The following is a 25,462-nucleotide window of genomic DNA, read 5'->3' on the forward strand; positions in this document are numbered from 1 at the left end:
ATTGATTTGGTACTAGCATGCGAAAATTTATAAGGAGGGAAATTGTATGGAACAACAACTACCTAAAGTAAAACCTTTATGTCCACCGGGGCGCCCGCCGCGCTATGAAGATGTTCCCTTTGCGGAGGTAACCCTGGATAATGGGGAGCCATACACTCTGAAAATGGATATCTATCAAGATCTCAATCAGAAAACGCCAGGCCCATGCATCATTTACTATTTCGGAGGGGGATGGATGTATGGAGAATACAAGCAGGTTACTCAAAAAGCAGTATATTGCCGAGAACTTATAAGATTGGTAGAGCAAGGATTTACTGTTGTATCCCCATCCTATCGCTTGGCTAGTCAGTCTGTTTTCCCAGCGAGTATCCATGACTGCAAGGGAGTAGTACGGTTTTTGAAAGCAAATTCAGAGAAATATCATATCGATCCCGAACGGATTGGAGTGTTGGGGAACTCTGCTGGTGGACATCTAGCCGCAATGGTTGCAATGAGCGCAAGTTGCAGTGAAATGGAAGGAGATGTCGGCGGTAACCAAGAATATACGAGTTCAGTAAGGGCAGCAACCATTTTTTATGCTCCAACTGACCTAGTAGCACTCCTCAGGAGCGACGCGAATGAAGCAATCAAGAATCTGTCTGGAACAGAAGTCGATAATGCAGGCAAATCCATGGATACTGTAATAACCCAAATCCTTGGCTATACTGAACCTGGAAAATCGTTATTAGATTTGAATCAATTGCTAGAAAGCGGCGATACAGGTGACCCAGATTGGAAGTATATAGAATTAGCAAAAAAATGTAGCCCGATTACATACGTAGATGCCGATTGTCCACCGATGATGATTTTGCACGGTGGCAAGGATACTCTCGTGCCTATTGATCAAAGCGAGAGTCTTTACAAAGCACTAGTGTCTTCTAATGCGGACGCGATGTATTTATCGTCTTCCCAGGCTAATCATGGCCCAACGATGGGAAATGAAGCTAATCAAATGGCCTATCAGTTCTTAAAAAACAGACTGTAACTGGAACGAGCTTCGAAAAAATTAGGACAAGCTGACAATAATTGAGTAGAAAGAGGTTTTTAATAAATGGAGACAGAAGTAATTTTAATCATATTAAAAATCATCATGATTGATATCATTCTATCTGGTGATAATGCCGTTGTCATTGCGATGGCAACAAGATCTTTACCTAAAGATTTACAAAATAAAGCGATTTTCGCTGGTACGGCATTTGCTGTAATTGCCCGTATTATCCTTGCTGCGGTTGTTCTGATGATTATGGGGATACCATACATTCATGTTATTGCTGGTATATTGCTGGCATATATCGCATGGGGAGTACTGGACCAAGGTAAAGAGGAAGATACTCACATAAAGAGTTATAACACTATTTGGAAAGCAGTTGTTACTATTGCAGTTGCCGATTTAACAATGAGTTTGGACAATGTTGTTGCAGTTGCCGGGGCTGCAGGTGGTCATATGGGTCTATTAATTGCTGGGATTGCCATAAGTATTCCACTTATGATCATTGGTTCTAAATTTCTTGTTTACTTGATGGATAAATATCCTATCATTATCTATATTGGGGCTGGTATTCTTACTTGGACAGCTGGAGAAATGATTTTAAAAGATAAAAGTTTAAATCGTTTGGTTGATCTTCCACATGGAGCTATGTCCTATGCAATTCTAGCTATCGTAACAATCATGTTACTTTTAGCAGGTTATGTTAAAAACCAAAAGAATGCAAGAAAAGTTAAAGACAGACAAGCAGCATAATTATTGAGGGAAAGAGTGAAATTTTACTCTTTCCCTTTTTTATTACTCCATTCTTTAAGTGAACTTTGCTCCCTTTTTAAGAGGGTACTTTAAGTAAAGTATTTTTGTTTTGCCTATATATTCCTCTTGTGTGTTTCTTATTTAAACAGTTTAATGCGAATCTTTTAATTTCGGTAACGTTTTCAATAGAAAAGTTTCAAAATGTAACAATAATTATAATTATCGTATTTTTTTAGGTAGATTATTAACCTATAATTCAATTATAAAGTAGGTGGTGATCAAATGATAAGGGTACTTATAATGGCTGACGATTTTACGGGAGCACTTGATACTGGAGTCCAATTCTCTAATTATGGTGTGAATACTGTAGTGACCTCAGATTTGGATTTTGAATTTGGTGAAACCAAAGATCAATTAGAGGTACTTGTCTTCAATACTGAAACAAGATATTTGAATAAATGTGACGCCTATGAAGTTATTAAGAAAATTGCCTTAAAAGCGAAAGAAGAAAATATTCCATATATATTTAAAAAAGTTGATTCAGCATTAAGAGGAAATGTTGCTTCTGAGTTAAGAGCTTTGAGTGATGTTTTTGAGGATGTAACCATTCCTTTTATTCCGGCGTATCCAGAACAAAATCGCTTTAGTTGTGAAGGAATATTACTTATTGATTCCATTCCAGTAAATGAAAGCGTTTTTGGACAAGATCCGTACGAACCAGTAACGGAAAGCCATATCCCATCTCTTCTACTTAAAGAAGCAGATTTAAAAACTTATATTACAAAAAAATATGACATTCCTCCAAAAGAAGAAAGAATTTTGTTAATAGAAAGTCACTCTGATGAGGAGATGTTATCTCAAGGGAATGAGCTGTTATTGAATGATGCATTAAAGATAACGGTGGGGTGCGCTGGGTTTGCTAAAGCATTAGCAAATATAATCTATAAAAACAGGGATACCACTAAAAACGATATGGAACTTCCATTATTGATTGTATGTGGAAGTGTGAATCCTGTAACAAAAAAGCAAGTTGTATTTGCGGAAGTGAATGGTTATGAAAGAATATCTTTAACGTTGGAGCAACTTTGGGATAAACAATATTGGGAAACAGAAAAAGGGCAAGAAAATATCCATCAATATTTAAAAATTGAACAGCCTTTCATGTTTGAAACATTTGGGAATGTATCGAACGATCAAGTAGATCAACTGCCTGATCAAGGAAATGAACTAAGATTTAGGATAGGACAGTCACTCGGATACCTAGTAAAGAATCTTATGTCAAATGGTATGAAAAGAACGATATTATTTACAGGTGGAGATACATTATATCAATCGATGAGAGTATTGGGGATTACTGAAATTAAACCTCTGAAAGAATTATTCCCAGGAATTGTTCTTGGAAATATTGATTTTAAGGATGAAAAACATTATGTCATTACTAAATCTGGCGGATTTGGTGATGAGGACCTATTTATTAAATTAAATGCATTGATTAAGGACAAAGGGGATGCACATTATGTTAAATCAATATAATTTAAAAATGCCGACAAATGTATTTGCAGGTTCAGATGCCATGCAAAACCTCCATACCATTATCAAAGATGGTGTGACAAAAATCACGATATTTACAGATAAAGGCATACTTAAAGTTGGATTGCTAGACGAAGTCATTAGTATTATAGAAAAGAATAATATCGAGTACGAAATCTTATCTGATATACCAACAGAGCCATCTTATATAGAGGCTCAAGAGGTTGTAGAACATTTTAAAGCACTGAACTCTGATTTTATCATTGGAGTTGGTGGTGGAAGTGTTATGGATATCGCTAAATTAGCATCCGTGTTATCTACTGATGATTATACTGTAAAAGATTTACTAGAGGATCCATTAGTAGCTAAAAAACAAGTGACAACATTAATGATTCCTACCACAGCTGGTACAGGATCCGAAGCAACTCCCAATAGCATTGTAGGTGTACCTGAAAAGAATTTAAAAGTTGGTATTGTAAATGGTGAATTAATTGCTGACCATGTTATTTTAGATAGCAACATGATAAAAAATTTACCTAAACCTATTGCAGCAGCAACAGGTATTGATGCTCTAGCACATGCTATCGAATGTTTTACTTCAAAAAAAGCTAACCCAATCAGTGATACCTTTGCACTAGAGGCATTAGATTTAATTATGAATAACATTATTGAAGCTTGCACAAATCCAGATGCACTTGAAGCGAAGCGTAATATGTTATTAGGTTCTTTCTATGCTGGGGTAGCGATTACATCTTCAGGAACTACTGCTGTTCATGCCTTGTCTTATCCTTTAGGTGGAAAATATCACATTGCTCATGGTGTTTCTAACGCAATTCTACTAACACCCGTTATGAAGTTTAATGAGCCAGTTATTAAAGACCTCTTAGCTAAAGCCTATGATCGAGTGGTAAAGGAAAATAGTGAAGAATTAACTGTAAATGAAAAATCGAAATATATCATTGATTTAATAGAAAATATTGTGAAAACACTTGAAATCCCAACTAGCTTAAAAACTTTCAATGTGCCGGAAGAAGATCTTGAAGGATTAGTCGAGGCTGGAATGGAAGTTCAAAGATTACTTGTGAATAATAGGAGAGAAGTAACACCAGAAGATGCTCGTAAAATTTATCTAGAAATTATGTAGGAGTGAATAGTGTGCAAAACAAATTACAAGGAATTATTTCACCAATTGTTACACCTATGTATGACAATGAAGAAGTTAACTATGAAGAACTCGTAAATCAGGTGAATAGAGTCATTGAGAATGGTGTTCATGGTATTTTCACGTTTGGGACAAATGGAGAAGGTTATATTTTAAGCGAAGAAGAAAAAGTGAAAATCATGGAAACAGTAGTTGATACAGTAGCAGGGAGGGTTCCAGTATATGCATCCACAGGATTAGTTGGAACACAAGATACCATTCGCTTGTCTCTAGAAGCAAAGCGTGTGGGTGTAGACTACTTATCAATCATTACACCCTATTTTGCAACAGCCACTCAAGAAGAGATTTATCATCATTTTAAAACAGTTGCTGAAGCGGTTGATATGCCGATTGTTTTATACAATATTCCAGCTAGAACGGGTAATTCTATTCAACCTGCGACTGTTGAAAAACTAAGTCACATTGACAATATTGTTGGTGTCAAAGATAGCAGTGGAAACTTTGATAATATCCTTCAATATATTGAAAGAACAAGAAATAGAGAAGACTTTTCTGTTCTATCAGGTAATGATTCATTAATATTATGGACGTTACTTGCTGGGGGAACTGGCGGAATTGCAGGATGTTCTAATGTTTATCCGTTTACTATGGCACAAATATACGATCAATTTATGAAAGGTCATATTGAAGAAGCTCGTAAATATCAAGATTCTATCAGAAGTTTCAGAGATTGTTTTAAATTTGCGAATCCAAATACTGTGGTAAAAACGGCTGTTGAACTACTAGGCTATCCGGTAGGGAAGTGCCGCGCACCATTTAATCAAGTGTCTGATGAAGGAATTACAGCATTAAAATCAGTATTAAATGAAAATATTGAATTAGGAATGAAGTAGTTAGGAGGACATTATGAAAAAAATTATCGGAATAACAATGGGTGATCCTGCAGGTATCGGACCTGAAATTTCAATCAAAGCTTTTCAAAAGAAAGGCTTATATGAAAAATGTAATCCCTTACTAATTGGAGATAAAAGTATTGTCGAGAGCTATTTAGAGAAATTCCCAGAGATTAATTTGAAAGTAAATGCCATTACTACACCGGAAGATGGATTGTATGAATGGGGAACAATGGATGTCATGGACTTAGCTTCTGTAGATGCAAATGAATTACAGATTGGTGAGGTGTCTAAAGAGGCTGGAAATGCGGCATATCTCTATGTGGAAAAAGTCATTCAATTAGCCCTTGAAGGGAAAGTAGATGCCACCGTTACGAATCCATTAAATAAAGAAGCATTAAACTTAGCAGGACATCACTTTGCAGGTCATACTGAAATTTATGGACAGCTTACAAATACGAATAAATTTTCTATGATGTTAGCTGATGGTGATTTAAGGGTGGTTCACGTTTCAACGCATGTTTCTTTAAGACAAGCCTGCGATTTAGTTAAAAAAGAGAGAGTATTAGATGTAATAAACATTGCTCATCATGCTTGTTTAAACTTGGGTATCGAAAATCCAAGGATTGCTGTGGCGGGATTAAATCCACATTGTGGAGAAAACGGATTGTTTGGTACGGAAGAAATTGATGAGATCATCCCTGCTATTGAAGCAGCTAAAAGTGAGGGGATGAATGTATTCGGACCTTTACCTGCAGATACTGTTTTCTCAAAAGCTCGTGGTGGAATGTATGACATCGTTGTGGTAATGTACCATGACCAAGGACATATCCCATTAAAACTTTTAGGGTTTGTATTTGATAAACAAGAAAATAAATGGAAAGAGGTTTCTGGAGTAAATATTACATTGGGATTACCAATTATCCGAACCTCAGTTGATCATGGAACGGCATTCGACCAAGCAGGTAAGATGACTGCGAGTGAACTTAGTCTTGAAAATGCAATTGATTACGCGGTACAGCTGGCAAATAATGCTCATTAAGAAACTAAGTGAATTGTGTGATAATAGATTTATTAGAAAATTTAGATGCATATAGATCATTAAATCCAAAATTCTCCAACGGTTTAGAGAAATTAAACGAAGTCGAAATAGATATTAAGATAGAAATTTAATGAGAAAGATAGGGTGATTAGGTGATTAGTATGAGTAGCAATAAATTAGTCATTAACAGGTCGATTCCAAACGGTAAATTAGTTCATGATGATTATACAAATATTGATTTTTCTTTCATTCCATCTGGTCCTTTTTCAACCGCACATGCACCAACTATTATTAAGTTAGAAGATGGAGATTTATTATGTGCATGGTTTGCAGGTTCATTTGAAGGTAGTCCAGATATTTCCATTGTATTATCAAAATTTAATCATGAAACGGAAGAGTGGAATGAACCGAAAATTGTCTCGCAGGATGATACGCGTAGTGAGCAAAACCCATCATTCTTCCAAGCACCTGATAAATCAATATGGTTAATCTATACTTCTCAGGAAGGTCGACAACCAGGTAAAGATAATATGCAGTTTACGTCCATTATTAAATATCAGAAGACATACGACAATGGTGAAAATTGGACAGAACCGGAAGTATTATTTAGCCAGCCTGGTACATTTGTTCGACAAGCGATTCAAGTATTAAGTAATGGAAGATGGATATTTAGCACGTGGGTATGTGAAGATTCAGAATTAGGTCTTACAAACGATCCTACCGTATTTCAAGTATCAGATGATGAAGGACTAACATGGAAAGAAGTACGCATGCCTGATAGTAACGGACGAGTACATGCCAATGTTATCGAATTAGAAGATGGTCATTTAGTAGCGTTTATGAGAAGTAGATTTGCGGATTCTATTTATAGAAGTGAGTCAAAAGATTTTGGAGATTCTTGGACAGTGCCTGAGCCAACAATCTTACCAAATAATAATGCGAGTATAAGTGCAATCAAATTAGATAACGGTGCTATTGCTATTGCTTATAATGCGAACGCTGCCATTCATCCACAAAAAGGTAAGGTAGCATGGCCTGGATTAAGAAATCCCGTAGTGGTTTCAGTGTCTGAAGATGGCGGAAATACTTGGCCAATCGGTCGAATTATTGAACACGCAGAAGGTTTCATTGGAGCAGAGAATAAAACGAATAATTCACAATTTGAATATCCTACTATTTATCAAGATGCACAAGGACGCTTACATTTAGTATACGCATATAAGAATAGAATATGTGTAAAATATAATAGTTTTTCAGTTGAAGATATATATGGTGAAAAACGTGAAAATGAAGGGGTTTACAATCCTACATCTGGAGAAATAAGTTAGATATTAAAGTTATCACATCATTATAGTTTGATAGGCTTTGGTATCAAACCCAAGTTAAAAATATTCAGTTAACTAGGGTTTTAAGAGAGGAGAAGTAAAAAATGACATTGCACATGATTCTTGCCCTGGGTATCTTGATCCTGATGATTGGATTGATTATGTCAGACAAGATGGCCTTCGGTGCACCACCAGTCCTGGCCTGCCTTCTGCTAGTAGTTACCGGTTTGTCTACTGTTCAGGAGGCCTTCGCAGGCTTCGTGAACCCAAGTGTTATCATGATCGCTGGCTTTATGGTTGTTATGGCGGGACTAATGAAGACTAGCTTGATTGGTAAGGTTCAGGCCTCTATGCTTGCTTTGGTAAATAAGGGCGGTTATAAGAGCTATGCTCTTTTGCTCGTGGTCGTTATGCTTGGTGCCAGTTTACCAGGTGCCGGTGCCACTGGTTACTATGTACTGATTTTATCCTTGATATCTACTATCCCTTACAATAAAAAAATGCCTACGTCTAAACTGATGATGCCTTTGGGGTTTGCTACTAACCACCCTTTGATTCCTTTCAATGTAGCACTCTTCTATGGTGTTACTGTCAGCGTACTGGAAACGGCAGGTTATCACGACGGGCTTTCTATGACGAAATTTGCTGTAGTGAATTTCATCCTGGCTCTTGGTTTCTTAGTATGGAGTTTGGTTGCTTATCGTCTTCTACCGGATCATCCAATTAAGGAAGAAGTCACTGCATATGATGAGGTGGCGGCAACAACTGAGATTCAGGCTATGATGCCTGCTTGGAAAGAAAACTTAACCATCGCTTTATTTGCCCTTAGTGTTGTCGGTATGATGCTTATGAACGTATTGGGCAATGCTTCTTATGTAATCCCTGGCCTTGCAGGAGCAATTCTACTAATGATCAACGTACTTGATTTCAAGGAAGTTCGTGATAATATGGGTGCCCCTGTCATCCTTATGATGGCTGGTGTTATCGGCGTTGCTGACGCTCTAGCTAACTCTGGATTTACAGCTATGATCGGAAAGGTTGTAGCGCATTCATTAGGTACGAATATCAGTCCATTCATTCTTATCTTGATTTTCGCACTTCTAACTAGTACCTGTGCTACTTTTACTGGTTCAAATATGGGTTCTGTATTCATCTTTGCGCCAATCGCTATTGCAACCAGCCTTAGTTTGGGACTTAATCCTGTTGCTGCCGCAGTTGCAGTTGTAGTATCTGGATGGAACGGCGGGTACATGCCAATCGATGGTATGCCAGCTATGATCTTAGGCATGGGTAAATATAAGCTTCCACAGTTCTGGTTGTTCTCAGTACCTATGTACCTGATCCGTATTATCGCACTGTGTGTAGGAGCTATTCTTATTTTCCCTGTAAACTAATAAGTCCGATCATAACGTGCGGTCTCAGGAAGAGAAAAAAATGGGTCTTATAAATTATTTAATATTTTTCAGTTGTACAATTTTGGTAACGCTCTCAGGAAGGAAAAAATGGGTGTTATAAATTACCAGGATTTTTCTGTAGTACCTCCGTTCGTAAAAGGACACTTTTACGAACGGATTTTTTTTGTTCAAAAGAGGCCATCATGGTATACAGCGTAGGTGGGGCTGATACTAATATTTTTTTGGCATGAGCTAAATGGCTCTTTTTTATTTGCTTTCTTTTAGAGATTCGCTATAAAAATTCTTGATTATAAAAGTTTCTGAATCACCAGGTTGGTGAGGTTTGGTACGATTTCGAGTGAGTAGGTCATTTCCATTCTTTCGAGTTTTTTATGGGCATCCCATCCATATGGCCCGATGTTGATTACTGGTACATTGATATCGCGGATGTCCTGATAATCAACAAACAGTTTTGTTCCCCAGCCAGGATTGTTGCTTGATTCAGCATTAATCCCGGTTTCATCATCACTAAGCGCCACAAAACTCATATCCGAGATATAAGGGAAAAAGTTCCTTGTTACAATTGGATACGGATAGGTTGGCTGGATTTCTTCTACAGACTCGTCCAATGCCTTAATTAAGGCAAGCTCGTCCTCTGTTTTTCCTGTTAATTCAATTCTAGGAGAGTAAAGAGATGAATAGAAGAGAATCATTGCAGGATTTTTGTCCTTCATCCATTTCCAGGCCTCTTCAACCACTCTGGCCGCAAACATTCGTGTATCTAATTCTGTATCTTTTAAAAGACGTACTTTAAAGTTTTTCATATGATTGACGTAGTTTTCGCCATTTTCCTGAACTAATAATTGTTCCATTTCTTCGTACGTAAACACTCTAGGCTTCCAAGGATGCTGTACGTACGGTTCACCACTCATGGCACTATATCGCCGATATCGATCTTCAAAAGTGGTAAGTGCATTTTGAAAGGCGATGACCGCTTGTTCTTTCAACTTATCTAGTACGTCCTTTGGTGACCAGGAATGGATAAAAAAGTTATAGTATACATAGGCTGACAAGGCTGTCTGAACCGTATAGGTTGGTTTTAAATCCGTTTGTTTCAAGGAAACAGGAGGGACGGTCGTTTCACCATATGCGTCATTACAAAGATCTGGATTGTAATTAATTTGCTTGGTCAGTTCGGCAGCGATAAAGTTTGGGTCCAGGCCTTCAAAGGCTGATCCTACATGGGTTTCCGCTCCTGTAATAAAGAAGGATGGCAGCAGTTTTCCCACCGTTCCTTTATAAATATAGCGATTTTGATCCCCGTCAAAGCGCGGTGAGACAAAGTCCGCATTGATGGCGGCAGCATAGTGAAATCCATGTTCCTTTTTCCAGCGATTCAATGTTTTTAAGGCAGAGAGAATACCATGGGAGCTGTCCTCCTCGTCACATTCTGCTAAAAGGACGATATTTCCGTTTAATTTTTCTGGATGCTCAGAATAATATTTTAAGAGATACAGATGACTGGCCACCCCGCTTTTCATATCAAGAACGCCGCGGCCAAATAACCAATCCCCTGACTCCAATTGCACTTTTGCAGAGGGGGGCAGCTGCTCGGTTTGTAGTGCCTCCATTAGTTGCTCCGGATCACATGCCTTGTCCTTCAACTGATTAAAATCATCAATTCCTACCGTGTCGATATGGCCCATTAAGAGGACGGTGCGGTTACTCTTTCCTTTGGTTCCTTTGACAAAGGCTAGAACATTATATCGCTCTTGGTGATCATTGAGGGTCTGCTCTAGGGTGAGGAAGTTTGGGTTTTGTTGAAAATAAGGTAAGGAAGAGATCATTTGATATAAAGAATTGGCTATTATTTTTTCGCCCTTTGTGTTAACGATACTTTCAATGGTTACTAGTCTTTTGGTGATAGTGAGTACATCGTCGCGGCATGGCAACATAAGCTAAGACCTCATTTTTTAGGATTTTACAAAAAATGTATCTCAAGTTCCTTATCGCGTCAAGTTCTTAAATTCCTATTAATCCGACCGAGATATAAGATTTTTATGATAAAATAATCAATAGGAGGTGGGACCTTGTTTTCTCTTTTAAAACAAAAAGCAGTGAATCTTTTTCCAGGCTATTTTGCTCTGGTTATGGCTACGGGCGCACTCTCCATTGGCACGTATCTGCTGGGAATGGGTTTGATAGCCAGGATTTTGCTATATGTTAATGTGGCTGCTTATATTAGTTTGTGGGTCCTGACACTTACTCGTCTATTTTGCTATTTTCCTAGATTGGCAAAAGACTTGATGAGTCATACCGTTGGCCCTGGCTTTTTCACGTTAGTCGCAGGAACCAGCGTGTTTGGCTGCCAGCTTATTATTATGACGAATCTCTATACGATTGCCCTGTATCTATGGGGGCTTGCCATTCTGTTATGGATTGTCATCATGTATACCTTTTTTTCAGCCGTTACGATTCGCAAGGATAAGCCGGCGATTGCGGAAGGGATTAATGGGGCTTGGTTGATTGCTGCGGTTGCCACGCATTCGATCTCGATCCTTGGGACGCTCCTTTCCTCTTATGTGGAACGGGGGCAGGATGTGGTCTTGTTTTTTACCTTATGTATGTATTTCCTTGGATGTATGTTATATCTCAATATCATCACGTTGATTTTTTATCGGTTTATGTTTGTGAAGCTGGATCACTCAGCCCTGACGCCGCCTTATTGGATCAATATGGGGGCGGTGGCGATTACTACTTTGGCAGGTTCTTCGCTCATTTTGTATGACAAGAATTGGCCGTTGCTTATAGAAATAACTCCATTTTTAAAAGGGTTTACCTTGTTTTTCTGGATTATGGGTACGTGGTGGATTCCGTTGATGATTATCCTGACAATCTGGCGTCACCTTTATCATCGATATCCTTTATCGTATGATCCCCAGTTTTGGGGGATGGCATTTCCGCTGGCGATGTATACGGCGAGTACGTATCAGTTATCCAAGGCGCTGGGAGTTCCGTTTTTAACGGTCATTCCGCGGTTTATGGTGTATGTTGCTTTAGCTGCATGGATATTTGTGTTTTTAGGGATGATTCACCATTTGTTTTTCCACTTTACTCATTCCTCCAAGTCTGTGAAGGAGAAAAGCTTGTAGAGAGATCTTTAAGAGTTCTATTTTGGGATGAAAACATTTAAATGACAATAAAAATGGCGTGTAAACTGACAACAGTTTTTGCACGCCTTTTCTTGTTTAGGATGTTTTTTTGACACCTAAAAACTATAATGTCTTGTTAAACAAAACCAGCTAATAGGATTGTTCACTATATTCGATTATCGAACAAATGTTTCAGGAGAAGCAATGATGACTTCGATATTATGTTCTAGAAATTTCCTGGCATAATCCGCTGTTATATCGAAGTCTGTAATGATCGTATCAATTTGATCAATGGAAGCAAATGGGGCAATTGAATTTTTATTAATTTTCGTATGATCAAGCAAAGCCACCACCTTTTTGGAAGCACTGACCATTGCCTTTTTTAGTTCCACTTCATATACACTGAAGTCCATTAATCCGGAATCGAAAGAAAATCCATTTGCAGAGGTAAATAACATATCAATATTAATTTGATCTAAAATATTAACTCCTAAATGACCTTCCAAAGAATAGGATCCTTTTTTAACAATTCCACCTAATAATATAACCGTAATATCAGGATGATCTTTTAACTCGAGAGCAGTATTGATCCCGCTTGTTACAACCATTAAACGTATTGGCAATTCATTTAAAGTACGAGCAAGCTCCAGTGCAGTTGAACTTGCATCTAACATGATGCATTGTCCGTTCGAAATTAATTCAACCGCTTTTTTTGCAATCGCGGATTTTTCACTTTTATTTCTTTTTTCTCTGCTGAAAAAATTGGTCTCATTGTCCATGCTTTCAACCAAAATGGCCCCTCCATGCGTTCTTTGTAGAAGACCATCTTCCTCCATTTTGGTAAGGTCAGATCTCAGGGTAGCTTCAGAAACTTGCATCTCTTCTGAAAGCTCCTTGACAGTAACTCTTTGAAACTGGTGTAACTTTTCCATTATTTCTTTTCTTCTCTCTAGAGCAAACGCTTTTACCATTTTATCACCTATAATGTTATTATTTTTTATATGTTTTTATTGAGAAAATTTCGTGTAAATTCGAAAATAGAAGTAATTTTAAATAAAAATGATTTGTAACCGTTTTATTATATTATTATATTACATTATTTTTAATTATCAATATAAAATAATTATTAACGAAAATAAACGAAAATAAAGTAAAAATAAACAAAAAAAGTTGTTGACTAATGATAAAAAAACGGAATATAATGAAAACAATCAATCGTTTATAACAACAAACGATAAAAGGTATAAATTAACTATCAAATTTCCATTGAGAATATTATAAAATGGAAGAAGGTGTTTAGGAGCTCTCACTATTTTAAAACTATAATTGAAAGCGTTATCCACCATGAGTTTAAATATAATCCTAATAAAACAGAAGGTTTCTAAAACTTAAATTTAAAAGGTAATTAAAGGAGAGATTATTTATGTGCCCAACTAACACTGTTACAAAAGAGGATTTTAAAAATGTCGTCATCCCACAAACAATGAAAGCGGTTGTTGCGTATGAACCTGGTGACTATCGTCTTGAAGAAGTTCCTGTACCAGAAATTGGTCCGGGTGAAATTTTAATAAAGGTAGAGGCCTGCGGAATTTGTGCAGGAGATGTAAAGGCATATGCCGGTGCGCCAAGTTTCTGGGGAGATGAAAAACAACCGGCATACATAAAAGCGCCAATGATCCCAGGTCATGAATTTATTGGCCGGGTAGTGGCTCTGGATGAAAGCATTAAAGATTTTGAAATCGGTGATAGAATCATTTCAGAACAAATTGTTCCTTGCTGGGAATGTAGATTTTGTAAGCGTGGACAATATTGGATGTGTGAAAAGCACGATTTATATGGATTTCAAAATAATGTAAATGGCGGAATGGCTGAATATATGAAATTTACGAAGGAAGCGATCAATTTCAAAGTGCCAGAAGACCTTCCATTAGAAAAAGCTATTTTAATAGAACCATATGCATGCTCCTTCCACGCTGTTCAACGTGCGCAAATCCAATTAGGAGATGTCGTTGTTCTTGCAGGTGCCGGTACTCTAGGTTTAGGAATGATTGGAGCCATCAAAAAGTCCGGACCAGGAAAATTAATTGTTCTGGATCTATTTGAAGATCGTTTAGAGCTTGCCAAAAAATTTGGTGCAGACTTGGTTTTAAATCCATTGAAAGATGACGTTGACAAGATTGTAAAGGATTTAACCGATGGATATGGCTGTGATATTTATATTGAAGCAACAGGGGCACAGAAGTCTGTTGAGCAAGGTTTATCCATGATTCGCAAGCTTGGCCGATTTGTTGAGTTCAGTGTATTCAAGGATCCTGTTACAGTTGATTGGAGTATTATCAGCGATAGAAAAGAACTTGATGTTTTAGGATCACACTTAGGACCATATTGCTATCCACATGTTATTGAAGGAATTTCAAATGGTGATCTTCCGACAGAGGGAGTTGTAACACATGAGCTGCCTTTGGAAGAATTTGAAAAAGGCTTCGAACTTGTTAAGAGCGGGGCTCAGTCGTTAAAAGTTATTTTAAATCCAAATCTGTAAGAAAGTTGGATAATGAAAGTAATAGAGAGATAGGTTCCTTGCAATTTAAGGTTCCTATCTCCTTAATAGAAAGAAAATTCTGTATATTAAGGAGGAGCATAAATGAATCAAGGTATATTAGGCCGAATAGGCATGGATTCTAAAATGGCTTTAGGGTATATTGGCGTATTGTTCTTTATGATGGGAGACGGACTGGAGCAAGGCTGGCTTTCACCATACTTAACAAGTCATGGTTTGACTGTAGAACAATCGGCACTGCTGTTCTCTTGTTACGGTTTTGCGGTAGCTATCGCTGCCTGGTTATCAGGGGTACTTGCTGAGGTACTAGGTCCACGGAAAGCAATGGTTATTGGATTAAGTATGTTTGTGGTCGGAACATTAGTTTTTCTAATTGTAGGTTTACCGACTATGAATCTTTCAGTTATGATTCCAACCTATGCACTTAGGGGATTAGGCTATCCGTTGTTTTCTTATTCATTCTTAGTTTGGCTTACCTACTATTCTCCTGCTGAAAAGCTTGGAACCGCTGTAGGTTGGTTCTGGTTTGCATTTACTGGTGGATTAAATGTTTTAGGTGCGTATTATTCTAGTTTTGCCCTGCCGCATTTAGGTGAAATGAAGACGCTATGGAGTGCGCTCATCTTTGTTGCATTAGGTGCTACAATAGCTATTTTCCTGAATAAGGATGACTCAAACAGAGAGAAAAAGTTTAAGTCAAAACAGGAAGCATTCTTATATTTAACAAAAGGGATTACGATTGCCTTTGAAAGACCAAAGATTGGGTTGGGTGGTATTGTTAGAACAATTAATACGGCCGGTGCCTATGGTTTTGTTGTCTTTATGCCTGCATACATGATGGAAATTGGATTTACGCGTGCGGAGTGGCTGCAGATTTATGGTGCTCTTTGGACAAGTAATATTGTTTTCAATTTGATCTTTGGTATTGTTGGTGATAAGTTAGGGTGGCGTAACACGGTTATGTGGTTTGGCGGCGTAGGGTGTGCCATCTTTACAGCAGCATTTTACTATGTTCCAGCATTACTAGGCCCGAATTATATGGCCTCAACGCTTGTAGCTGTGTGTTTTGGAGCTTGTCTAGCTGGTTATGTTCCATTATCAGCCTTAATCCCTTCATTGGCTCCAGAGAATAGAGGGGCTGCGATGTCTATTCTTAATATGGGAGCTGGTCTTAGTACGTTTCTTGGTCCTGCGATTGTAGGCGTTTTTATCGGAAGTACAGGGACAATAGGTGTCATTTGGATTTATACGGCTCTATATGTAGTTAGTGCCATTCTAATGAAGTTTGTTAATCTGCCTTCCAGTAAAGAAGAAAGCCAATCAACCGATCTTAAGGCTGCTCTTTAAGCAACAGTGTGAGAATTTAATTGAAGAGTAATAAAAAATATAGAACGCTCCATGACGGGGCGTTCTATATTTTTTTAAAATTAAGTATTGGAACAAAAGCAGCTTCTTAATAAAATGACTTGTAACAACGAAAAAGAGGTACAACACTAAATTAGCATTGCACCTCTCGAATAGTTGGTGTTTGTCCATTATTTAATTGTATTACCACCATCAAGTACAATGTTCTCACCTGTCATTAAGTTGGTAGCATCGCTGGCCAAGAATAAGGCTACAGCAGCGACTTCCTCAGGGTATCCAAAGCGTCCAAGCGGGATTTCTTTTTTCGCTCTTTCTCCTACTTCTCCGGCCCAAGCCTTTTTACCCAACTCCGTTAAAATCACAGTAGGTGAGATCGCATTTACGTTTATACCGAATTGAGCCCATTCATAAGCTAGGACCTTGGTCATTGCAAGGATTGCCGCTTTGCTTGCGCAATAAGCGACATGGTTATCCAATGCAATAATGGCAGCCTGGGAAGCAAGGTTAATAATCTTTCCGCCATTGCCCTGCTCAATCATGACATTACCGACTTTCTGGCACATTTTGAATGAGCCTGTTAAGTTAATATCGATAGTTTTTTGCCAGTATGCATCAGAAATATTTTCTGCATCGTCGAGTAATACAATGCCCGCACAGTTTACTAAAATATCAATCTTTCCAAAGTGTTCTTTAACAATCTGGATAGCATGGCCCATGCTTTCATTATCAGTAACATCGCATTGTACACCGATTGCATTTTCTTCATTCATTTGCTTGGCTACGCTTTTTACATCTTCCATTAGGTCAAAAATAGCAACTTGTGCTCCCTTTTCTAAGTATAATTCTGAGATAGCCTTACCTATTCCGCTTGCTCCACCTGTTACAATAGCTACTTTGTCTGTAAGATTGAAATTTTTATCATACCCTTTAAAGCTCATAAAATCATTCCTTTCCATCAATTTATTTTGTTGGGGTTTTATAGTATGGAAAAAGATTCTGAATTTCCCGATAATATAACACTTTCATTTTAACACTTTTATTATTGTTTGTTGATTATTTTTTTCATTTATTTTTACATTTGCATATTATTTTTGTTGTTTTGAAAAACAAAACAAATTTATAATAGTTCAATTATTAATCTAAATAATGAAGTTAAAAAAATAAAATGCAGCCCTCTTAAAGGATAAAGGGCTCGTTTTGAGGTCTTTTCTTAAAATACGTGCCGAAATGACAGTCGTAATGGCATTTTTATTGGTATATAAAAAGTAAAACTCGCCATAGGTATGAACTGCACCAAAATTGTTAGACACAAAACTAACAATTTTGGTGCAGTTTTTTATATGGCTAAATTTACATTCGAGGACAAGTTATGGGCAGTAAAGGAATATGAAAAAGGAGGATTGTCTTTTAGGGATATTGCGAAAATGTTAGGAACTGTTCATAAAACAATACAAACGTGGGTTAACCTTTATCTGGAACACGGAGAGGATTCCTTAAGAAAAAGTTATACAAACTACTCCGCAGAGTTTAAAATGGAGGTACTCAAATATATGGACGATAATTGGGCATCTTCTAATGAAGCAGCGGCGAAGTTTAATATACCTGATCCTTCTATCATCAATACCTGGAGGAGAGCTGTTGAAATAGAAGGAGTGGAAGCCCTATTACCAAAGAAGAAGGGGCGACCTCCCATGACAAAAGAAAGAAAAAAGAACGATCTGACCAATCATACTAATGAATCCCTTATCCAAGAAATCGAACGTTTACGAATGGAGAACGCTTATCTAAAAAAGTTGAATGCCTTAGTTCAGGAACAGGAAAAATTACATCAAAACTCAAAGCACAAGTAATTTTTGAACTAAGGAATGAATATAAAGTCGCTGAGTTGATCAAGATTGCGGATATCAAAAGAAGTACGTATTATTATTGGACAAAACACATGAACCGCCCTGATAAATACGCAAAGGTGAAAGAAGCAATACTAGAAATATATCACCAACATAAAGGTCGTTATGGACACCGTAACATTAAAAAAGAACTTGATAAGAAAGGCTTGATTCTTGACCCAAAGACTGTCCTCAAGCTAATGAACCAGATGGGGATCAAGTGCCAAGTTCGTATGAAGAAATATAAGTCCTATCGCGGAAATGTAGGAAGAATTGCGCCTAACGTTCTAAATCGGGATTTCCAAGCCAACAAACCTAATCAGAAGTGGGTTACAGACGTAACAGAATTCAGCCTTTTCGGACAAAACCTTTATCTATCTCCTATTCTTGATTTGTTCAATAGTGAGGTCATCTCGTATACAGTTAAGTCTCGTCCCTCTTTTGATTTAGTTGGCAACATGCTTGAACAAGCTTTACAGGTTTTAAATCCAGAGGATAAGTTGATTCTCCACTCAGATCAAGGATGGCATTACCAGATGGACAAGTACCAGAAAACTCTCAAAGACCGGAATATTACACAAAGCATGTCCCGAAAGGGAAACTGTCTAGATAATGCCGTTATCGAGAACTTCTTTGGCATCCTTAAGACAGAACTCCTCTATCTCCAGGAATTTAAAAGTATTGAGCATTTTATACAGGAATTACACGATTATATTTACTACTACAACAATATACGAATGAAGAAAAAGTTAAAAAACCTGAGTCCAGTAGAATACCGGTCTCAGGTCCAACAGGTTGCTTAAAATATTTATGTCTAACTTTTTTGGTTCACTTCAAATAATTGGCGAGTTTCTTTATTTGGAATACAAAAACCTTATTTATATTAACCCCCACTTACTTGTGATACGGTTGTCCTTAATCGAGTAACCAGCAAAAGTAAAATAAGCGGAGATAATTCGATTAAATGGAGAATGGAGCCCGTTTCGGGGTATATAAGTTGAGATTTTCCGATTATGCAAAACAAAATACCCCGTTTTCAAGTTTTACGAGTAAATAGGCGGAATTTCTCCGTCTATTTAAGCCTTTTTAAATGAAGATTACTACTTAAGCGGGATTTTTCCTTTTATTTACCAGCTCGGGTGATTGTCCTGATTCCCCAACTGTTAAGTGCGGACCCTCTTGATCCTAAAGCGGGAATCAGCAGCTTTTTATCGACTAGCTTATAAAGATCAATAAAATTGGTACTCAAATCGGCCCTAAAGATGTCAGAAGTTTTGACCCTCCTTTTTAATTGTACAATACTTATTGTCCATTATAATAATGATGTCAATTGCTAACTCAAAGTTAATGGAATATCGTAGAAACCTTGATAGAAGAAAAAGACGTACGCCAATTCATCCGTCAATTCTTGTGTCTTTTAATAGGGAAGCACCCGAAAACGGAATCTTTCGGGTGCTTTTTACACTAATTAATAAACATTTTTTTCAGGGGAAGCCACGATCACTTCGATATTATGTTCTTGAAATTTATCGGCATAATCGGCTGTTATATCAAAGTCTGTAATGATCGTATCAATCTGATCAATGGAAGCAAATGGTGCAATTGAATTTTTATTAATTTTCGTATGATCAAGCAAAGCAACCACCTTTTTGGAAGCACTGACCATCGCTTTTTTTAATTCCACTTCATATACACTAAAGTCCATTAATCCTGACTCGAAAGAAAATCCATTTGCAGAAGTAAACAACATATCAATATTAATTTGCTTTAAAATATTAACCCCTAAATGACCTTCCAATGAATAGGATCCCTTCTTCACAATACCGCCTAATAATATAACAGTGATATTAGGATGATCTTTTAACTCAAGAGCAGTATTGATCCCACTTGTGACAACCATTAAACGTATAGGCAAGTCATTTAAAGTGCGTGCAAGCTCCAGTGCAGTTGAACTTGCATCTAACATGATACATTGTCCGTTCGAAATTAATTCAACCGCTTTTTTTGCAATCGCGGATTTTTCATTTTTATTTCTTTTTTCTCTGCTGAAAAAATTGGTCTCATTGTCTATGTTTTCAACCAAAATGGCGCCACCATGTGTTCTTTGTAGAAGACCATCTTCCTCCATTTTGGTAAGGTCTGTTCTAAGGGTAGCTTCAGAAACTTGCATTTCTTCTGAAAGCTCTTTAACCGTAACTCTTTTATGCTCTTGTAACTTTTCCATTATTATTTTTCTTCTCTCTGAAGCAAATACTTTTGCCATCTTATCACCTCACATGATCCTTTTATATATTAATGATCTCAAATTTCATTTGAAACTATCTGATAAAAATCGCGCTAAATGAAAATAAAAAGTAATCGTATATATTATTATATTCTATTATTTCGTGTAAGGAAATAAAGAATAATTAACGAAATGAAACGAAAAAAAATAAAAATAAACAAAAATATATATTGACGAATGTGAAAAAAAGAGAATATAATGAAAGTAATCAATCGTTTACGATAATAAACGATAAATGATTTGTTTGATTTCATTATGTTACTTAATAGTGAAAGAAGATGATTAAAGTCAGTATATTGTAAGCGTTGTCTATAGAGATGTGCAAGATGCTTCTATAAATTGAAATGATAGAAACTAAAATGTAAAAGGGAGAGAATATTTATGTGTCCAACTATTAGCACTGTTACAAAAGGAGATTTTAAAAATGCTGTAATCCCAAAAACAATGAAAGCGGTTGTTGCGTATGCACCTGGTGACTATCGTCTTGAAGAAGTTCCTGTACCTGAAATTGGACCCGGTGAAATTTTAATTAAGGTAGAGGGATGCGGAATTTGTGCAGGGGATGTAAAGGCATATGCCGGTGCGCCAAGTTTTTGGGGAGATGAAAAACAACCGGCATACATAAAAGCGCCAATGATCCCAGGTCATGAATTTATCGGCCGGGTAGTAGCTCTTGATGATAGCATTAAAGATTTTGCAATTGGTGATAGAATCATTTCAGAACAAATCGTTCCTTGCTGGGAATGCAGATTTTGTAAGCGTGGACAATATTGGATGTGTGAAAAACACGATTTATATGGATTTCAAAATAATGTGAATGGCGGAATGGCTGAATATATGAAATTTACGAAGGAAGCGATCAATTTCAAAGTGCCTGAAGACCTTCCATTAGAAAAAGCTATTTTAATAGAACCATATGCTTGCTCCTTCCACGCTGTTCAACGGGCGCAAATCCAATTAGGAGATGTTGTTGTTCTTGCAGGTGCCGGTACTCTAGGGTTAGGTATGATTGGAGCAATCAAGAAATCCGGACCAGGAAAATTAATTGTTTTGGATCTATTTGAAGATCGTTTAGAGCTTGCCAAAGAATTTGGTGCAGATTTGGTTTTAAATCCATTGAAAGATGACGTTGACAAGATTGTAAAGGACTTAACCGATGGATATGGCTGTGATATTTATATTGAAGCAACTGGAGCACAGAAATCTGTTGAGCAAGGTTTATCTATGATTCGCAAGCTTGGCCGATTTGTTGAGTTCAGTGTATTTAAGGATCCTGTTACAGTTGATTGGAGTATTATCAGTGATAGAAAAGAACTTGATGTTTTGGGGTCTCATTTGGGACCATATTGCTATCCACATGTTATTGAAGGGATTTCAAATGGGGATTTGCCAACTGAAGGTGTAGTAACACATCAATTGCCATTATCGGAATTTGAAAAAGGCTTTGAGCTGGTGAAAAGTGGAGCAGAATCATTGAAGGTTGTATTAATTCCAGATTTAGATGGTAAATAAGAAGTAAATATAGAGAGGCTAACTTAAGAAATTTAATTATGAGTTAGCCTCAAATAATAAAACGTAAAAAAACCGAGCCTCTATTTAATAGATTTTCAGTATATTTAGATTTTACTTACTGTAAGTCTATTATTTTTTACCAAAAATAAGATATATGAAAATAAACAAAAGTAAACGAAAATAAATATTGACAAAAAAGATTAAAAATGAAAAAATAAGAGTATTAAAACTATTAAAAAATTTAGAAATTACAGAAAGGCAGATGTATAATGAAATTAGGTTTAGGTGCTGATCATAATGCGTTTGAAATGAAAGAAAGCATAAAACAGTATGTACAGGAGCTTGGTCATGAAGTTGTTGATTATGGATGCTATGCTTGTGAAGAAGTAGATTATCCTGGTGTTGCATTTGAAGTTGGAAACGCTGTTATCGAAAAGAAGATTGATAGAGGAATTCTTGTTTGCGGAACCGGAATAGGTGTGGCAATCGCTGCAGGGAAGGTTCCAGGAATTAGAGCAGCGTTATGTCATGACACATATTCTGCTGAACGTGCCCAAAAAAGCAACAATGCTCAAATTTTAACAATGGGTGCTAAGGTCATAGGAATTGAAACCGCTAAACAAGTAGTGGAAGCTTATTTAAGATCAGAGTTCACGGGTGGAAATTCAGGTAGAAAAATTCAACAAATTATGGACAAAGAACAAGAATTTTTAAAAGGAGTGAAAGCATAGCATGAAAAAGCTTATTAATAATCCCAATGTTGTGGTAGAAGAAATGATTGAAGGCTATGTTAAAGCGTTCCCACAATATATCAAACAATTGGAAGAGAATAAACGCTCTCTTGTCATAGCAAAAGAAACAAAACCAAATAAAGTTGGAATTTTAATCGGTGGAGGTTCAGGTCATGAACCTGCCTTTATGGGGTATGTTGGAACCGGAATGGCTGATGGAGTTGCAGTGGGGAATATTTTTGCCTCACCACCACCGGATCCGATCATTGAAGCAACAAGAGTAATCGATAAAGGCGAAGGAGTCTTATATATTTACGGAAATTACGCAGGCGACCTCATGAATTTTGGAATGGCGGCTGAAATTGCCGACTTGGAACATGGCACACGGATTGAATCCGTCATCGTAAATGATGATGTTGCATCAGCACCAAAGGAGGAAAAGCAAAAAAGACGCGGCATTGCTGGTGAGTTTTTTATCACTAAGGTGGCAGGGGCAGCTGCTGATAAGGGATATACATTGGATGAAGTCGTTAGAGTGGCTGCGAAGGCGAATAACCAAACACGCAGTATGGGTGTAGGCCTATCACCATGTTCTTTACCTCAAACGGGAGAGCCGAGTTTTGAACTCGGTGAAAATGAAATGGAAATTGGCCTTGGACATCATGGGGAGCCCGGAGTTGAAAAAGGAGAAATTCAAGAAGCTGATAAAGTGGTCGATCGTTTAGTCAATGACATTTTAGAAGATATGCCACTTGAAAAAGGGGAAAAAGTTGCAGTTCTTGTAAATGGATTAGGGTCTACAACGAAAATGGAACTCCTTATTATGTTTAGAAGAGTAGAGCAGTTATTAAGTGAGAGGGAAATTACTATTCACCGGTCATACGTAGGTGATTATAGTACATCACTTGAAATGGGTGGAGCATCTATTACTTTAATCAAGCTTGACGAGGAATTAGCTGAACTAATTGATCAACCTGCTGATTGCCCAATGTACGCACAATTATAGGAGGTAGCGAACATGACATTTACATCCGTCGATTTTAAAAAGTTTTTAAGTAATGTTGTTGAAATGATTGAAGAGCAGAAAGATTACTTATCGGAGCTTGATCGCAAATTAGGCGATGGCGACCATGGCGTAACGATGTCAATTGGCTGGCAAGCAATTAATGAGAAATTACAAAACGAATTAGCGAATGAAGAAGATAGCAGTAAAATTGCTATTACAGCGGGTCGTACATTCTTAAGTGCTGTTGGTTCATCCGTTGGCCCATTGTATGCAACTGGATTTTTAAGAGGAGCTAAAGTGTTTCAAAATAAAACTGAGTTATCTGATCAAGATCTAGTAGATTTTTGGGTCGCCTTTATTAAGGGTGTCCAAGAGCGGGGACAAGCCGAAGTCGGTGATAAAACGATGATGGATACACTATATCCTGCCATGATCGAGCTTGAGAAACAATTTGAAGCAACATTCGATTTTTATCAATCATTTTCAGAAGCAGTAACTGCTGCTAAAAAGGGTATGGAATCAACCAAGGATATGCTCTCAAAGAGAGGGAGATCCAGCAGGCTGGGTGAGAGATCGCTTGGTAATCAAGACCCGGGAGCTACATCAGCATATTTTATATTAGAAACATTTAATCAAACATTAAAAAGTGTCCAACAAGTCTAAAGAAAAAAGTTTATAAGGCAGAATGATAAGTGCCAGAATCCCTTAAATGAACACAATACACACTTATGGTCATCTAAAGGTCCTGGCACTTTATTTTGATTAAAACTGAAATAAAGGGATCACTATCGCAATGTATGCATAAATATTCATTGTGTAGTATAAAAATTCCGTGTTTTTGTGTAGGATTAGGAGGGAAAGAAATGAACATTAACACACCTGTGCAATTGAATGTACAAAGTTTAGCACATGACTTTTTAAAAGTAGCTCAAGTAGCAGCGATAGCAGCCTACCCTTGGATTGGAAAGTCAAATAAAATTCAGTCGGATGGTGCTGGAACAGAGGCCATGCGAAATCAATTAAATTTTATAAATATGAGCGGAAAAGTAGTCATTGGTGAAGGTGAGATGGATGAAGCCCCAATGCTTTACATTGGTGAGGAACTTGGAACCGGGCAGGGCCCGCACGTTGATATTGCAGTTGACCCTGTTGAGGGAACGAATCTAATGTCCAAGGGGCAAGATAACTCATTAACTGTGATCGCGGTAGCTGCTAGGGGAAGTTTATTGCACGCTCCTGACATGTACATGCAAAAAATAGCAGTAGGTCCAAAGGCAAAAGGATTCATTAATATAGATGCTTCATTAACCGAAAATATGAGGTCAGTGGCCAAAGGATTAGGAAAAGATGTAAAAGAATTAACAGTCATGATTCAAGACCGGCCACGACATGACCATTTAATTAAACAAGTTTTGGATTTAGGAGCCAGTGTGAAATTGTTCAGCGATGGGGATGTTACAGCAGCCATAGCTACAGCAATAGATGAAATGGAGGCAGATATATTAGTTGGAATAGGGGGTGCTCCCGAAGGGGTCATTTCAGCGACTGCCTTAAAGTGCTTGGGAGGAGATTTCCAGGCAAAACTTGTTCCTCAAAACAAAGAAGAGTTTGATCGTTGTATTCACATGGGGTTGTCCAATCCTGAAAAAGTGTTACTGATTGATGATATTGTAAAATCAGAGGATTGCTTTTTTGTCGCAACAGGAATTACTGATGGATTGTTGCTGAAGGGTGTCCGGAAAAAAGAAGATGGTACTATGCTTACACACTCTTTTGTCTCTATGGGAGGTAGAACTCAAAATTACCAATTTATCGAAGCGTATCATAAATAGGGAGGAAA

The 25,462-nt window shown here is 37.3% G+C and carries 22 protein-coding genes; 17 read left to right on the top strand and 5 right to left on the bottom strand.

Annotation, left to right across the window (positions count from 1 at the left end):
• Positions 1-46 precede the first annotated feature (46 nt).
• The 8 genes from CVD27_RS20560 to CVD27_RS20595 all read left to right on the top strand — a co-directional run bounded on the left by CVD27_RS20560 (position 47) and on the right by CVD27_RS20595 (position 9,126).
• Positions 47-1,024, top strand: coding sequence for an alpha/beta hydrolase (locus tag CVD27_RS20560; RefSeq protein WP_101649998.1), 978 nt, complete (start codon positions 47-49; stop codon positions 1,022-1,024).
• A 66-nt stretch (positions 1,025-1,090) separates the two neighbouring features.
• Positions 1,091-1,780 carry a TerC family protein gene (locus CVD27_RS20565; protein WP_101650000.1) on the top strand — a complete coding sequence of 230 codons (690 nt, stop codon included), beginning with the start codon at positions 1,091-1,093 and terminating at the stop codon, positions 1,778-1,780.
• 282 nt (positions 1,781-2,062) lie between these two features.
• Positions 2,063-3,313 (top strand): four-carbon acid sugar kinase family protein, encoded by a 1,251-nt coding sequence (locus CVD27_RS20570; protein WP_101650002.1) that lies wholly within the window; start codon positions 2,063-2,065, stop codon positions 3,311-3,313.
• Positions 3,297-4,454 (top strand): iron-containing alcohol dehydrogenase, encoded by a 1,158-nt coding sequence (locus CVD27_RS20575; protein WP_101650004.1) that lies wholly within the window; start codon positions 3,297-3,299, stop codon positions 4,452-4,454. The genes CVD27_RS20570 and CVD27_RS20575 overlap by 17 nt, the downstream gene beginning before the upstream one ends.
• Before the next feature lie 11 nt (positions 4,455-4,465).
• Positions 4,466-5,365 (top strand): 4-hydroxy-tetrahydrodipicolinate synthase, encoded by a 900-nt coding sequence (gene dapA / locus CVD27_RS20580; protein ID WP_101650005.1) that lies wholly within the window; start codon positions 4,466-4,468, stop codon positions 5,363-5,365.
• A 13-nt stretch (positions 5,366-5,378) separates the two neighbouring features.
• A complete protein-coding gene (gene pdxA, locus CVD27_RS20585) occupies positions 5,379-6,407 on the top strand; it encodes a 4-hydroxythreonine-4-phosphate dehydrogenase PdxA (protein WP_101650007.1) in 1,029 nt (342 codons plus the stop codon).
• A gap of 161 nt (positions 6,408-6,568) precedes the next feature.
• Complete coding sequence (locus CVD27_RS20590) at positions 6,569-7,735, top strand: sialidase family protein (protein ID WP_101650009.1); 1,167 nt, start codon at positions 6,569-6,571, stop codon at positions 7,733-7,735.
• Positions 7,736-7,893: 158 nt separating this feature from the next.
• Complete coding sequence (locus CVD27_RS20595; RefSeq protein ID WP_374703092.1) at positions 7,894-9,126, top strand: SLC13 family permease; 1,233 nt, start codon at positions 7,894-7,896, stop codon at positions 9,124-9,126.
• 308 nt (positions 9,127-9,434) lie between these two features.
• Here CVD27_RS20595 and CVD27_RS20600 read toward each other — a convergent pair whose 3' ends face one another.
• Positions 9,435-11,081, bottom strand: coding sequence for a M20/M25/M40 family metallo-hydrolase (locus CVD27_RS20600; protein WP_101650013.1), 1,647 nt, complete (start codon positions 11,079-11,081; stop codon positions 9,435-9,437).
• Positions 11,082-11,216: 135 nt separating this feature from the next.
• Between CVD27_RS20600 and CVD27_RS20605 the strand changes: the two genes are divergently transcribed.
• Entirely contained in the window at positions 11,217-12,278 is a 1,062-nt protein-coding gene (locus CVD27_RS20605; RefSeq protein WP_101650015.1) for a tellurite resistance/C4-dicarboxylate transporter family protein, read from the top strand.
• Between the two features lie 176 nt (positions 12,279-12,454).
• Here the strand turns inward: CVD27_RS20605 and CVD27_RS20610 are convergent, their stop codons facing one another.
• Positions 12,455-13,249 (bottom strand): DeoR/GlpR family DNA-binding transcription regulator, encoded by a 795-nt coding sequence (locus CVD27_RS20610; RefSeq protein ID WP_101650017.1) that lies wholly within the window; start codon positions 13,247-13,249, stop codon positions 12,455-12,457.
• A 452-nt stretch (positions 13,250-13,701) separates the two neighbouring features.
• On the opposite strand from CVD27_RS20610, the gene CVD27_RS20615 reads away from it, so the two are divergent.
• Both CVD27_RS20615 and CVD27_RS20620 read left to right on the top strand, forming a co-directional pair.
• Positions 13,702-14,820 carry an MDR/zinc-dependent alcohol dehydrogenase-like family protein gene (locus CVD27_RS20615; protein ID WP_101650019.1) on the top strand — a complete coding sequence of 373 codons (1,119 nt, stop codon included), beginning with the start codon at positions 13,702-13,704 and terminating at the stop codon, positions 14,818-14,820.
• 102 nt (positions 14,821-14,922) lie between these two features.
• Positions 14,923-16,185, top strand: coding sequence for an MFS transporter (locus CVD27_RS20620; protein ID WP_101650021.1), 1,263 nt, complete (start codon positions 14,923-14,925; stop codon positions 16,183-16,185).
• Between the two features lie 188 nt (positions 16,186-16,373).
• Here CVD27_RS20620 and CVD27_RS20625 read toward each other — a convergent pair whose 3' ends face one another.
• Positions 16,374-17,141 carry an SDR family oxidoreductase gene (locus CVD27_RS20625; protein ID WP_101650023.1) on the bottom strand — a complete coding sequence of 256 codons (768 nt, stop codon included), beginning with the start codon at positions 17,139-17,141 and terminating at the stop codon, positions 16,374-16,376.
• Between the two features lie 402 nt (positions 17,142-17,543).
• Between CVD27_RS20625 and CVD27_RS20630 the strand changes: the two genes are divergently transcribed.
• Positions 17,544-18,892, top strand: a protein-coding gene (locus CVD27_RS20630) for an IS3 family transposase (RefSeq protein ID WP_101650025.1) whose coding sequence is annotated in 2 segments (ribosomal slippage) — positions 17,544-17,988 and positions 17,988-18,892 — 1,350 coding nt in all. Because the reading frame shifts where the segments join, the coding sequence is not laid out codon by codon here.
• A gap of 320 nt (positions 18,893-19,212) precedes the next feature.
• Here CVD27_RS20630 and CVD27_RS28860 read toward each other — a convergent pair.
• Together CVD27_RS28860 and CVD27_RS20635 are read right to left on the bottom strand one after the other, a co-directional pair.
• Positions 19,213-19,338: a hypothetical protein gene (locus tag CVD27_RS28860; RefSeq protein WP_257984447.1), complete on the bottom strand. Its 126-nt coding sequence runs from the start codon at positions 19,336-19,338 to the stop codon at positions 19,213-19,215.
• Positions 19,339-19,557: 219 nt separating this feature from the next.
• On the bottom strand, positions 19,558-20,352 hold the full coding sequence (locus CVD27_RS20635; protein WP_101650027.1) for a DeoR/GlpR family DNA-binding transcription regulator: 795 nt from the start codon (positions 20,350-20,352) through the stop codon (positions 19,558-19,560).
• Positions 20,353-20,754: 402 nt separating this feature from the next.
• Here CVD27_RS20635 and CVD27_RS20640 point away from each other — a divergent pair, with 402 nt between their 5' ends.
• From CVD27_RS20640 to glpX, 5 genes are all read left to right on the top strand, one after another.
• Entirely contained in the window at positions 20,755-21,885 is a 1,131-nt protein-coding gene (locus CVD27_RS20640; RefSeq protein WP_101650030.1) for an MDR/zinc-dependent alcohol dehydrogenase-like family protein, read from the top strand.
• Between the two features lie 269 nt (positions 21,886-22,154).
• Positions 22,155-22,616 carry a ribose 5-phosphate isomerase B gene (gene rpiB, locus CVD27_RS20645; RefSeq protein ID WP_101650032.1) on the top strand — a complete coding sequence of 154 codons (462 nt, stop codon included), beginning with the start codon at positions 22,155-22,157 and terminating at the stop codon, positions 22,614-22,616.
• Between the two features lies 1 nt (position 22,617).
• A complete protein-coding gene (locus CVD27_RS20650) occupies positions 22,618-23,622 on the top strand; it encodes a dihydroxyacetone kinase subunit DhaK (RefSeq protein WP_101650034.1) in 1,005 nt (334 codons plus the stop codon).
• Positions 23,623-23,634: 12 nt separating this feature from the next.
• Positions 23,635-24,285 (top strand): dihydroxyacetone kinase subunit DhaL, encoded by a 651-nt coding sequence (gene dhaL / locus CVD27_RS20655; protein WP_101650036.1) that lies wholly within the window; start codon positions 23,635-23,637, stop codon positions 24,283-24,285.
• Positions 24,286-24,485: 200 nt separating this feature from the next.
• Positions 24,486-25,454 (top strand): class II fructose-bisphosphatase, encoded by a 969-nt coding sequence (glpX, locus tag CVD27_RS20660; protein WP_101650038.1) that lies wholly within the window; start codon positions 24,486-24,488, stop codon positions 25,452-25,454.
• Positions 25,455-25,462: the final 8 nt, after the last annotated feature.

The sequence above is a fragment of the Neobacillus cucumis genome (assembly GCF_002860255.1).
Classification (GTDB): domain Bacteria; phylum Bacillota; class Bacilli; order Bacillales; family Cytobacillaceae; genus Neobacillus; species Neobacillus cucumis_A.